Source organism: Streptomyces sp. NTD107 (assembly GCF_059510435.1).
In genome coordinates, this window is record NZ_JCAJZV010000006.1 from 254,509 (window position 1) to 266,459 (window position 11,951).

11 protein-coding genes, 2 tRNA genes and 1 riboswitch are annotated in these 11,951 nt (G+C 71.7%); of the genes, 10 read left to right on the top strand and 3 right to left on the bottom strand.

Translation table 11 applies throughout. The annotated features are described in order from the left end of the window. Positions 1-81: 81 nt before the first annotated feature. A riboswitch (SAM riboswitch) is annotated at positions 82-200 on the bottom strand. 116 nt (positions 201-316) lie between these two features. From AC5WRL_RS15180 to AC5WRL_RS15205, 6 genes are all read left to right on the top strand, one after another. Further along, complete coding sequence (locus tag AC5WRL_RS15180) at positions 317-397, top strand: putative leader peptide (RefSeq protein WP_324604801.1); 81 nt, start codon at positions 317-319, stop codon at positions 395-397. A 189-nt stretch (positions 398-586) separates the two neighbouring features. Beyond that, positions 587-2,275, top strand: a complete 1,689-nt coding sequence (locus AC5WRL_RS15185) for an ABC transporter substrate-binding protein (RefSeq protein WP_496089032.1) — start codon at positions 587-589, stop codon at positions 2,273-2,275. Beyond that, on the top strand, positions 2,272-3,228 hold the full coding sequence (locus AC5WRL_RS15190; protein ID WP_496089033.1) for an ABC transporter permease: 957 nt from the start codon (positions 2,272-2,274) through the stop codon (positions 3,226-3,228). Before AC5WRL_RS15185 ends, AC5WRL_RS15190 begins: the two co-directional genes overlap by 4 nt. Then, positions 3,225-4,163 carry an ABC transporter permease gene (locus AC5WRL_RS15195; RefSeq protein WP_496089034.1) on the top strand — a complete coding sequence of 313 codons (939 nt, stop codon included), beginning with the start codon at positions 3,225-3,227 and terminating at the stop codon, positions 4,161-4,163. The genes AC5WRL_RS15190 and AC5WRL_RS15195 overlap by 4 nt, the downstream gene beginning before the upstream one ends. After that, a complete protein-coding gene (locus AC5WRL_RS15200) occupies positions 4,163-5,803 on the top strand; it encodes a dipeptide ABC transporter ATP-binding protein (RefSeq protein WP_496089035.1) in 1,641 nt (546 codons plus the stop codon). Before AC5WRL_RS15195 ends, AC5WRL_RS15200 begins: the two co-directional genes overlap by 1 nt. Beyond that, complete coding sequence (locus tag AC5WRL_RS15205) at positions 5,800-6,336, top strand: DUF1203 domain-containing protein (RefSeq protein WP_496089036.1); 537 nt, start codon at positions 5,800-5,802, stop codon at positions 6,334-6,336. Before AC5WRL_RS15200 ends, AC5WRL_RS15205 begins: the two co-directional genes overlap by 4 nt. Positions 6,337-6,349: 13 nt before the next feature. On the opposite strand, the gene AC5WRL_RS15210 is transcribed toward AC5WRL_RS15205, so the two are convergent. Beyond that, positions 6,350-7,579, bottom strand: coding sequence for a GNAT family N-acetyltransferase (locus tag AC5WRL_RS15210; protein WP_496089037.1), 1,230 nt, complete (start codon positions 7,577-7,579; stop codon positions 6,350-6,352). 128 nt (positions 7,580-7,707) lie between these two features. Here AC5WRL_RS15210 and AC5WRL_RS15215 point away from each other — a divergent pair, with 128 nt between their 5' ends. Both AC5WRL_RS15215 and AC5WRL_RS15220 read left to right on the top strand, forming a co-directional pair. Beyond that, entirely contained in the window at positions 7,708-8,862 is a 1,155-nt protein-coding gene (locus AC5WRL_RS15215; protein WP_496089038.1) for a PP2C family protein-serine/threonine phosphatase, read from the top strand. A 172-nt stretch (positions 8,863-9,034) separates the two neighbouring features. After that, complete coding sequence (locus tag AC5WRL_RS15220) at positions 9,035-9,784, top strand: M23 family metallopeptidase (RefSeq protein WP_496089039.1); 750 nt, start codon at positions 9,035-9,037, stop codon at positions 9,782-9,784. A 108-nt stretch (positions 9,785-9,892) separates the two neighbouring features. Here AC5WRL_RS15220 and AC5WRL_RS15225 read toward each other — a convergent pair whose 3' ends face one another. Further along, positions 9,893-11,023, bottom strand: a complete 1,131-nt coding sequence (locus AC5WRL_RS15225) for an acyltransferase family protein (protein ID WP_496089040.1) — start codon at positions 11,021-11,023, stop codon at positions 9,893-9,895. Positions 11,024-11,266: 243 nt separating this feature from the next. Between AC5WRL_RS15225 and AC5WRL_RS15230 the strand changes: the two genes are divergently transcribed. Continuing rightward, positions 11,267-11,482: a hypothetical protein gene (locus AC5WRL_RS15230; RefSeq protein ID WP_030725579.1), complete on the top strand. Its 216-nt coding sequence runs from the start codon at positions 11,267-11,269 to the stop codon at positions 11,480-11,482. Positions 11,483-11,530: 48 nt separating this feature from the next. On the opposite strand, the gene AC5WRL_RS15235 is transcribed toward AC5WRL_RS15230, so the two are convergent. Next, positions 11,531-11,601 (bottom strand) — tRNA-Gly (locus AC5WRL_RS15235). A gap of 127 nt (positions 11,602-11,728) precedes the next feature. Here AC5WRL_RS15235 and AC5WRL_RS15240 point away from each other — a divergent pair. Next, a tRNA-Pro gene (locus tag AC5WRL_RS15240) sits at positions 11,729-11,805 on the top strand. Positions 11,806-11,951 lie beyond the last annotated feature (146 nt).

The window sequence follows — 11,951 nt, forward strand, 5'->3', positions numbered from 1 at the left end:
GGGTGAAGGCAGGCAGGGGCAGGCTGAGTTGGGGGCGTGCGCCCTAACGCATTCGCTTGCTCATCGGAGGACTCCCTCAAAGAACCGTGCTTGCCGCAGACCTCGCTGCCTGCGGCCCGGTCATCACCCGGGGCACCCCGCCGACGGTTGGAGGGTTGCCGGACAGCGGGCCGGGGCCTTGATCGCTGTCACTCGTGACCTGTTCGCAGACTATGCCATTCCGATCGGTGGTGAACAGGTTGTGTCCGGATCGCGAGATCCGGCGGCGCGAGAGTGCCGCTTGACAGCCCGCCGAGCGGTGGCCGATATTTGCCGCATGCCAGCCCTGCCGCTTTTGACATCGCGCCGACACGTGGACCTGCTCCGCGTCACGTCGGCGTCCTGTGCGGGCTGCTGACTCTCCTCACCGCGCGGCGGTGAGCGCCGCCGCCGGCCTCGGCCCGGCCGGCCCGTAACCGCCCCCCGTTCAACGGGATTTCCGCGCGCCGTTGCTCCGTAGCACCTCCTCATCTCAGTCCGCCCTGCCGCCTCGCGCGCCCACGCGCGCCGCCGGCCGGGGGAATCGTCCTGAAAGGACCCCTTCGTCGTGGCCTCCACGCCCGTGCCCAGACGGCTCAGCAGCCGCCGCACACCCCGCCCCGCCCACGCCACCGCGCTGCTCGCCGCGCTCGCCGTCACCCTCAGCGCCTGCGGCACCGGCGACAACACCAGCGGCGACGGCGGCTCCGGCAACGGCGGCGCGGGCGGCGCCACCGGCGAACCGGTGGCCGGCGGCACCCTCAAGTACGCCTTCGCCAACCCCATCGACTGCGTCGACCCCCGCCAGCGCCCCCAGCTCACCTCCCGCAACGTCGGCCGCCAGCTCGGCGACCAGCTCACCGAACAGGACCCCGAGACCAAGGAGATCAAGCCCTGGCTCGCCACCTCCTGGGAGATCAGCGATGACGTGAGCTCGTTCACCTTCCACCTGCGCGAGGACGTCACCTTCTCCGACGGCGCGCCCTTCAACGCCGAAGCCGTCAAGGCCAACTTCGACGCCATCATCGACCTCGGCGCCCGCGCCCCGCAGGCCGGCAGCTTCCTCGCCGGCTACCGGGAAGCCACCGTCCTCGACGAGCACACCGTGCGCGTCGACTTCGAAGGACCCAACGCCCAGTTCCTCCAGGCCACCGCCACCGCCTCCTTCGTCCAGCTCTCCCCGGCCTCCCTCGGCAACGACCCCGCCGACCTGTGCCTCGGCGACTTCGCCGCCTCAGGCCCCTTCACCCTCGGCGCCTTCACCCCCGACAAGTCCGTCGAACTCCTCAAGCGCGAGGACTACGCCTGGGCCTCCCCGATCGCCGCCAACCAGGGCGCCGCCTACCTGGACAAGATCACCCTCGAAGTCGTCCCCGAGGGCGGCGTCCGCTACGGCTCCATCACCAGCGACCAGATCGACCTCGCCGACGGCATCCCCTTCACCAACCAGGCCGAGCTGACCAACCTCCCCGGCTACGGCCTGGCCACCGGCGCCTCGCCCGGCATCGCCATCCCCTACATCCCGCTCGCCTCCAGCCCCAAGCTCCAGGACCCGGAGGTACGCCGCGCGCTCAGCCTCGGCATCGACCGGCAGGCCATCGTCGACGCCATCTTCCAGGGCACCCAGCAGCCCGCCACCGGCGTCCTGACCGCCGCCACCCCGGGCTGGACCGACCAGTCCGACGACATCCGCTACGACCCCGACGCCGCCATCGCCCTCCTGGAGGGCGCCGGCTACGACACCGTCGGCAGCGACGGCATCCGCGCCAACGCCGCCGGCGACCGGCTCTCCCTCTCCATCACCTACCAGTCCGGCAGCACCGACGCCGAGGCACAGCACCAGCTGGTGCAGCAGGAGTGGAAGGAGATCGGCGTCGAACTCGTCCTCAACCCGGTCGCCACCCTCCCCGACGTCCCGATCGACGAGTTCCCCGGCGACCTCACCACCTGGAGCCAGGGCCGCGCCGACGTCGACGTCATCCGCCTGGTCTACGGCTCGTCCCACCCCGAGATGAGCATGCTCTACAACCACCCCGACGAGGAGCTCGACACCCTCCTCAACTCCCTCCAGGGAACGGTGGATCCGGCCGAGCGGCAGGCCATCGGCGACCAGGCCCAGCAGCGCATCGTCGAGCAGGGCTACACCATCCCCGTCTACGACCGCTACTGGTCCTACGGCTACGGCCCCAAGGTCGGCGGCTTCCACGCCGACATCGAGGGCAAGCCGCTGCTGAACGAGGTGTGGATCGCCAAGTGAGGCGTTACGTCCTGGTCCGGCTCGGCAACGGACTGATCGTCCTGTGGGCGGCGCTGAGCCTGTCCTTCCTGGTGCTGCATCTCGTCCCCGGCGACCCGGTGTCGATCATGCTGCGCTCCGCGGGCGGCGGCGACCCGGTCGGCGTCGACGCGGCGCAGGCGGACGCGCTCCGTACCGAACTGGGCCTGGACCGCCCGCTGTTCCAGCAGTACGCGGACTTCGCCTTCCGCGCCCTGACCCTGGACTTCGGCAACTCCTTCGGAACCGGCGACGCGGTCAGCGCCATGCTCGGCCGCGCCCTGCCCTCCACCCTGGAGCTGGCCACCGCCTCGCTCCTCATCTCCGCGGTGCTGGGGGTGGCCGCCGCGCTGGCGGCCACCCTGGCGCCCTGGGGGCCGCTGCGCAACACCATCCTGTCCACCACCGTCGCCGGGATCTCACTGCCCAGCTTCTGGACCGCGATCCTGCTGATCCAGGTGTTCTCCTTCGGGCTGGGCTGGTTCCCGGCGTACGGCGACAGCGACACCTCCCGGCTGGTGCTGCCCGCCGTCGCGCTGGCCCTGCCCAACGCCGGGGTGCTCGCCCAACTGCTCGCCAAGGGGCTGCGCACGGCGCTGGCCGAACCGTACGTACGCACCGCCCGCGCCAAGGGGGCCGGGCGGCTGCGCACCGTGTGGCACCACGCCTTCCGCAACGCCTCGATCCCGGCGCTCACCATGCTGGGCATGATGATCGGCAACATCCTGGCCGGCGCCATCATCACCGAGACCGTGTTCGCCCGGGCCGGCGTCGGCCGGCTGACCGCCGACGCCATCGCGGCCCAGGACTTCCCGGTGATCCGCGCGATCATCTTCCTGGCCGGCGCCATGTACGTGGTGGTCAATCTCGCCGTCGATCTCATCTACCCCAAGGTCGATCCCCGGATCGTCCTCCAGGCCGGAGCGACCTCATGACGACGACGACCACCGAGGACCGGGACCACGCCCAGGACCGGGACCACGCCCAGGACCGGGACCACGCCCAGGACGGGGACCAGGACCAGGAGCACACGCACACCCGGGCCGCCCGGCTGCGCGCCGCGCTCGGCACGGTCGCCGCCCACCCCGGGCTGGCGCTCGCCGTCCTCTACCTTGCGGTCATCCTGGCCTGGACCCTGCTGCCCGCGCTGTTCGCCGGCGAGGACCCGCTGCGCGTCAACCCGGCCGCCTCCCTCACCCCACCCGGTGCCGAACACTGGTTCGGCACCGACAACCTGGGCCGCGACCTGTTCACCCGCGTCGTGCACGGCACCCGTACCTCCATCACCGCCGCCCTCATCGCCGTCTCGCTGTCGCTGATCGCCGGCACCGTCCTCGGCGTGCTCTCCGGCTACCTCGGCGGCTGGGTCGACCAGACCCTGATGCGGTTCGTGGAGGTGCTGATCGTCATCCCCGGGCTGCTGCTCTCCCTCGCCGTGGTCTCCATCCTCGGCTTCGGCGTCACCAACGTCGCCATCGCGGTGGGCATTTCGGGGGTGCCCAGCTTCGCCCGGGTGATCCGCGCCGAAGTCCTGCGCATCAAGTCCAGCGTCTACTTCCAGGCCGCCGTCACCAGCGGCACCCGCACCCCGGTGATCCTGGCCCGGCACGTCCTGCCCAACGCCTCCCAGCCGGTCCTGGTGCTGGCCGCCCTGGAGATCGGCGGCGCGGTGCTGTCGGTGTCCGCGCTCAGCTTCCTGGGGTACGGGGCCCCGCCGCCCGCGCCCGAACTGGGCGCCATGGTCTCCCAGGGCCGCGACTACATCTCCACCGCCTGGTGGCTGACCACCTTCCCCGGCCTGGCCATCGCGCTGATCGTGCTCTCCGCCAACCGCATCGGACGGGCCCTGGAAAGGACGGGAGCACGCTGATGCTCACCATCAAGGACCTGCGGGTCACCTTCCGCTCCCGCCGCGCCACCGTGCGGGCGGTGCGCGGCGTGGACCTCGACCTCGCCCCCGGCCGAACCCTCGCCCTGGTCGGGGAGTCCGGCTCCGGCAAGTCCACCACCGGTCTCGCCGCACTGGGCCTGCTGCCACCCGGGGCGCGGGTGGAGGGCGGTTCGGTACGGCTGGCCGGCCGCGAACTGACCACCCTGCGCGAGCGGGAGTGGCGTACCGTACGGGGCCGGGAGATCGGCTTCGTACCCCAGGACCCGATGGTCTCGCTCAACCCCGTGCAGCGGGTGGGCGATCAGGTCGCCGAAGTCCTGCGGATCCACGGCCTCGCGGAGAACCGGAAGGCCGCCGCGGAGCGGGCCGTCGACCTCCTCGCCGACGCCGGCCTCCCCCAACCCGCCCACGTGGCACGCCAACTGCCGCACGAGCTGTCCGGCGGGATGTGCCAGCGGGTGCTGATCGCCATCGCGCTGGCCGGCGAACCCAAGCTGCTCATCGCCGACGAGCCGACCAGCGCCCTCGATGTGACCGTACAGCGGCGCATCCTGGACCACCTGGAAACCGTCACCGAACGCCGTGGCACCGCCCTCCTGCTGATCACCCACGACCTCGCCGTGGCGGCCGACCGCGCGGACGAGATCGCCGTCATGTCCCGCGGCCGGATCGTCGAACGCGGCCCCGGCCGCCAGGTACTGACGGCGCCCACGCACCCCTACACCCGGGAACTGGTGTCGTCCGTCCCCGACATGACGGCGGAACCCGCCGCGCCGGCACCCGGAAACCACCCACTCCTGGAAGTGCGGAACCTGCGCCGCACGTTCGACGGCGGCCGGACCGTCGCCGTCGACGACGTGAGTTTCACGCTCCCGGCCGGCGGCTCGCTCGGCATCGTCGGCGAATCCGGCTCCGGCAAGTCCACCACCGCCCAGCTCGTCCTGCGCCTGGACCGGCCGGACAGCGGCACCATCACCCTGGCCGGCCAGGACCTCGCCACCGTCGGCCCGGCCGCGCTGCGCCGGCTGCGGCGCGACATCCAGCCGGTGTTCCAGGACCCGTACGGCTCACTCGACCCGCACTTCACCGTCGCCGACTCCATCGCCGAACCACTGCGCGCCTTCCGTACGACGGGCCGCCGCGCCCGGCAGCAGCGGATCGCCGAACTCCTCGACCTGGTACGGCTGCCCGCCACCGCCGCCCGCCGCCGCCCCACCGAACTCTCCGGCGGCCAGCGACAACGCGTCTCCATCGCCCGCGCCCTGGCCCTCACCCCCAGACTCCTGGTGCTGGACGAACCGGTCTCGGCCCTGGACGTCTCCGTACAGGCCAGCGTCCTGGACCTGCTGACCGAACTGCGCGCCGAGTTCGGCCTCAGCTACCTCTTCATCTCGCACGACCTGGCGGTGGTCCGCCACATCTGCGACCGGGTCGCGGTGATGCGCCGGGGCAGCATCGTGGAAACCGGCCCGGTGGCCCAGGTCTTCGACCACCCCGAGCACCCCTACACCCAGGAACTCCTCACCGCCATCCCCGGCCGCCGCATCCGCACCACCGCCACCACCACGTCGGATTCCCGCCAGCCGGCGGCCGACCGGCCGCCCAAGCTGGTGACATGACCGCCTACCGGCCACTGGCCATCCCGCCCACCGCGCTCCAAGAGCTCCGCACCACCGACGACAGCGGCCGGCCGACCCGCGCCCGCACCGCCGACGAGCACAGCGTGGGCAGCCCGCTGCGCTGCTGCCTGCGCCCCATCGACCCCGGTGAGCGGATCGCCCTCGTCTCCTACGCGCCGCTCCGCCGCTGGGCGGCGGCGACGGGAGCCGAACCCGGCGCGTACAACGAAGCGGGCCCGGTCTTCATCCACGCCGACCCCTGCCCGGGCCCACCGGACACCCCCCACCACCCCTGCGCCCACCCGGGCGCCCTGCGCACCCTGCGCCGCTACAACGCGCAGGGCCACATCGTCGGCGGCCGGCTCCTCGGCCTCCCGGACCACGACCTCCCGGACCACGACCTCCCGGACCACGACCACGCGGACGCCGTCTTCGACAAGGCGCTCGCGGAGGCGTTCACCGACCCCGACGTCGCCCTGGTGCACGTACGAGCGGTGGAATACGGCTGCTTCCAGTACGAAATCCGCCGCTGACCCGCGAACCCGTTCAGAAGTTGTGCGGCAGCCACGGTGCCACCGGGGAGGCGAAGGCCAGGCCGGCCCGCGACAGGGCCCCGGCGCGCAACTCCTGGACGCGGCCGGCCGCCGCCAAGGCCGGTACCGTGGTGCCGCCCAGATACACGGCCCCCAACTCCCGCACCGACAGAGCGAGATCAGCCGGATCGGTGGTGCGCTCGCACACCGCCCCGCCCGGGCCGGCCGACAGCCGCCAGCGGCCCTCGTTCCACGGGCAGAACGGGTCCGTCACCGCCAGCACCACATCCACCTCCGTGGCGTACCGCCGCGCCGCCAGGGCCGCGCCCACCTCCACCGGCCGCAGATACATGCCGTCCAGCAACCGGGGCGCGCACCGGCGTACGTCCGACAGCACATGCAGCAGCGGATCATCAACCGGCCGATTCGCGAGCCGTACCGTCGACATCAGGTCGATCTCCAGCAGATAGCGCAGCAGCGCCGCGTACCCCGCCGGCTCGCTCGCCTCCAGATCCTGGACGATCACGGCCCCGTCCGGACCGGCCTCCGTCCAGGCCGGCCGGGTCACGTAACGGGCGTAGCCGAGCAGTTCGCCGGCGCGTTCCGCCAGCACGCACAACTGCCGCGAAGCCCCCGCCTGCTGGTGCCCGGGGACCACCAGCGGCGCCCGCTCCCAGCCCGGGCGGCGTTCCAGCATTCCTGGCCTGCGGAGCACTTGACGGGCGTACAGTTCCTCACACGCATCGGCCACATCCGCCGGTGCCGCCACCCGGATCTCCACAGCATCGATGCCGGCCGGCGGTGAAAGCCGCACATCACGCGTCCGGATCTCGGCCGACAGCTTCCAGGTCGCGGTACCGTAACCGAAGCGGCCGTAGATCGAGGGTTCGGAGGCCGTCAATACCGCCAGGGGTTCCCCGGCGGCCCGCACATCGTCCAGTTGCTGCCGCATCATCCGCCGCAGAATGCCCCGCCGCCTGTGCGTGGGGGCCACTCCCACCATCGTCAGCCCACCGGCCGGCACCACCGTGCCGCCCGGTACCGAAAGGCCAAACGAGAAGGTGCCCGCCGTTGCCACGATCCGATCGCTGTCCCACGCCGCGATCGACCGTTCCACCTCGGTCAGCGACCGCCACAGCCCGCGTTCCTCATCGCTCTGGATCATGCCGCCGAACGCCCAGTTCAGGGTGCGGAACCAGATGTCCCAGTCTTCCTCGGCCAGCACGCGCAGTTCAACGGTCATACCCCCATCCCTATCAGTGCTGTTGGACACAGGGCGAAGAGATTTCCGCCGATTCGGCACCCCGCACGCAGGTACGGGAGCGTGGGAGGTTCGACGCACCCCCGAATGGGTGGATAAGGTCCTAGGACATGGCACGCGGTAGCGACAATCCACCCCCGACGACCTGGAGACACCGGGTCCACAAGGCACTCCACCGCCTGCGCACCACCGTCCGCCGCGCCGCCGTCGACTCCTTCCGGGGCGGCGGCTCGGACTCCGGGGCGCTCACCGTGCTGCTGTGCTCCGTACCGCTGCTCGCCGCCGGCACCCTCATCAGCTCCGAATGGTGCCCGCCCGAAGCCCTCGCCCTTCCCCTCGTCGCCGGCGGGCTGCTGCTGCGCCCCGCCAGCCTGCTCGGCCTGTACGGGGTCGCCGCCACCGCGCTGGTCGCCGAAACCGCCCTCATAGACAACAGCCGGGCCAACATCGACCCGGTCACCCCCGGCACCATCCTGGTGGTCGCGGCCGTGGCGCTGGCCGGGCTGCTGATCGCCCAGTTCCGCAGCCGGGTCGGGGTGCCCTGGCGGCGCGGCGGCACCATGCTGTTCGACCTGCGCGAACGCATCAAGGCCCAGAGCACGCTGCCGAAGCTGCCGGCCGGCTGGTACCACGACATGGCGCTGCGCCCGGCCGGCGGCCAGTCCTTCTCCGGCGACTTCGTGGTGGCCGCCCGCACCGGTCCCGGCGGGCGGACCCTGGAGGCGGTGCTCACCGATGTCTCCGGCAAGGGCATGGACGCCGCTTCCCGGTCCCTGCTGCTGTCCGGCGCGTTCGGCGGGCTGCTCGGCTCGCTGCCGCCGCACTCCTTCCTGCCCGCCGCCAACGGCTATCTGCTGCGCCAGAACTGGGACGAGGGCTTCGCCACCTCCATCCATCTCGTGCTCGATCTCGACACCGGGGACTACGAACTGCTCTCGGCCGGTCACGTGCCCGGCCTGCACCTGAACGCCGGCACCGGCCGCTGGACGGAGACCGCCGCGGACGGGCCGCTGCTCGGCGTGTACGACGGCGCCGAGTTCCACCCGGCCAAGGGCACCCTGCGGCGCGGCGACGTCCTGATGCTGTTCACCGACGGCCTGGTGGAACGGCCCGCCCGCGATCTGTCCGAGGGCATCGACCGGCTCACCGGCGAGGCCGACCGCTATGTGCCACTCGGCTTCCGGGACGCGGCCTGGCATCTGATCGAGGCGGTCGCCAAGGACGTCAACGACGACCGCGCCCTGCTGCTCATCACCAGAGAGTAACCGTACGGTCACCCGCGCAGGTGATCGTGGCGGCGGGCCGTACGGCGTGCCGACAGGCCGCACCCACCAGCGCCGACGCCTCGTACGGGGCCCGGTCCGCCGTGCGCCGAACGGCGGTGCCGGGGCCGCGCGGGGGGATGCGAAGCGCCGGGCGCTGATCTTGGCTCGACCCATGAGCACCGAGCGAGCCACCGCCGCCCCCGCCCCTGCCGCCGCCCCCCGTACGCTGCGCCGCGCCCTGGCCGGCACCCTCCTCGGCGGGCTGGTGATAGCGGGACCGTGGTCCGTACCGGCGGCGGCGGCCCGCGGCGAGGTGCCGCAGCCGTACCCGGCGACCGGTGCGTACGGCCCAGCCGCCTTCGGCGCGGCCCACGGCCCGCCCTCCCACGCCCAGCGGTCCGCCATGGTCGCCCCCGCAGCGCCCGAGGAGGCCGAGGCGCCCCGCGCCGCCGTCGCCGACATCGCCGCGCTGCGCGCGAGCTGGCCGGCCGCCGTCTCCGCCGCCGCGAACGCCGAGATCTGGATGATGCCGGTCAGCGGCTTCCCGATCAGCGCCGCGTACGGCATCCCCGGCGGCTGGGCGGCCGGCCGCCACACCGGCACCGACTTCGCCGTCCCCACCGGCACCCCGGTGTACGCGGTCGGCCCCGGCACCGTGGTCTTCGCCGGCGACTGGGGCGACTACGGCAAGGCCGTGCTGATCGAGATGACCGACGGGCACTACAGCCTGTACGCCCATCTGTCGGAGATCCAGGTCAAGGACGGCCAGACCGTCAACGGCGGGGTACGGGCCGGGCTGTCGGGAAACACCGGCCGCAGCACGGGGCCGCACCTGCACTTCGAGGTGCGCACCTCCCGCGCGTACGGCAGCGACGTGGACCCGCTGGCGTACCTGGCCGCCCACGGCGTCGCCACCGGCTGACCCCGTACGGCCCGTACGCCACCAGTACGAGCCCGTACGAGCCCGTACGAGCGCGGCAAAGGGGGGTGGTCACCGGGACCACCCCCCTTTCGGACGTTGTGGGGTCGGTTACTTGGCCGCCGGAACCCGGGCGGCCGGGTCGTCCTTCTTGAACGCCCAGTTCAGCGGGGGCTCCACCACCCAGCGGAACAGCCGCTGCACGGGGCCGGTGCACAGCAGTGTCACCACCGCCACCCCGATGAGGGTGATCGCCACATAACCGGCCGGGGTCTGCACCCAGTCCAGGTCGTACCAGCCCCACCAGCGCGAGCCCTTGGCCAGGAACCCGTGCAGCAGATAGCCGTAGATGGAGCCGGCGCCCAGCGCCGTGAACCACATGTGGCGGCGCGGCACCCAGGCCAGGAAACAGGCGGTCAGCAGCAGTCCGCAGCCGAACAGCGCCAGCGACATGATCACGCCGTAGTCCCAGGTGAAGCCGAGACCCTGGGCGCTGTGGCTGCGGTAGAACCAGTGGTAGTCCATCCGCGGCGCCACCCAGTACGCGAACCCCAGCGCGATCGGGGCGACCACCGCCGCCGCGATCCGGGCCTCACGCCGTACCAGCAGGTCGAAGTGCTCACGCCGCAGCAGCATCCCGAGCACGAAGAACGGCAGGAACTGCAACACCCGCATGATGTTGAAGTCATTGCCCAGATCGGGGGAGACGGAGGCGATCGCGGCGACCGCCAGCGAGACCGGCAGCGGCCAGCGCAGCACCCGCCACAGCGGGGCGGACAACCGCCAGCAGAACAGCGCGATCAGGAACCAGGTGAGGTAGTACGGGTCGAGCAGGCTGAACGGCTCGAACAGCGGCTTGTCGCTGTCGTTCACCCAGCGGTCGAAGAGGGTGTACGCGACGACGAAGATCAGATAGGGCACCAGCACACCGGAGATCAGCCGCCCTATCTGGGCGGGCTTCCCGGTGAAACTGCGCGAGAAGTAGCCGGCCAGCATGATGAACGCCGGCATGTGGAAGGCATAGACGAACATGTACAGCGCGGTGGCGGCCCGGGAGTCGGGCATCAGCGGGGCCCAGACATGGCCCATCGCCACCAGCACGATCGCCAGATACTTGGCGTTGTCGAAATAGGGGTCGCGGGGCTTGCCCTTCGGTGGGCCGTCCGTGGCCTCCGGTGGGGGATCAGCCGTCCGCGCCCGGGCGGCGGGCAGGGGGGCTCGTCGATTACGGACGTGCAACATTGACCGCACGATAGTGCCTCGCGGCCGGTGCTGTCCGGCAGGGGGTGCGGTTCCGGCCCGGGCCGTACGCCCGCGTGCACCACGCCATACCGGGCGAACACGTCAACGGCCGGATCCCGTCACCCATCAACCCCCATGTGTCACCCGGTTGATGGCACGATAGGTGCCCAGCGGGGGTAGGACAGCCGTGGTCAGGCTCCCGCTGGAGCGCAGGCGTACCGTCCGAAGGTGATGTGATCTGTCGTGGTTATCTCGTTCTCCCTGACGCTGCTGCTGGGCGTCGTGCTGTTCTTTCTCGCCCGCAGCGGCAACCTCAAGTGGGGGCCGGCCATCGTGGCCATCCTCTTCGGCTTCTCGCTCGCCTCCACCGGCGCGGCCGACCCCATACGGGACTTCCTGGAGTCGATCTCCAACTCCGTCAGCTCCGTGGACGATTCCATCAATTCGAGCGGTCCCTGAGCAAAGCGGCGGCCCGGCCCCCGAGGGAGCCGGGCCGGGGCCTGACGGAGCGGGCGACGGGAATCGAACCCGCGTAGCTGGTTTGGAAGACCAGGGCTCTACCATTGAGCTACGCCCGCGTACCGGGGATCGCGCTGGACGACGATCACCGTGCGGACAGCATCGTACCAGCGCCGCGCTGCCCGGAGGCGGGGGAGCCGGGGGGCGAGCGGGCCTGTACGCTACGTGTCGCGTCAAGAGCCATCACGGGGTGTGGCGCAGCTTGGTAGCGCGTCCGCTTTGGGAGCGGAAGGCCGTCGGTTCGAATCCGGCCACCCCGACCACGTACTATGAAGAGATCGTGCGCCTGTGGCGTGCCCGGGGTCCGGGTCCCGGGTACCAACGGCCAAGCCGGCACCCGTAGGCTCGGCCACGGAGCAGCACCGCAGCACGAGACAGCACAGCGTTACCCCGGAACAAAGCCAGCACA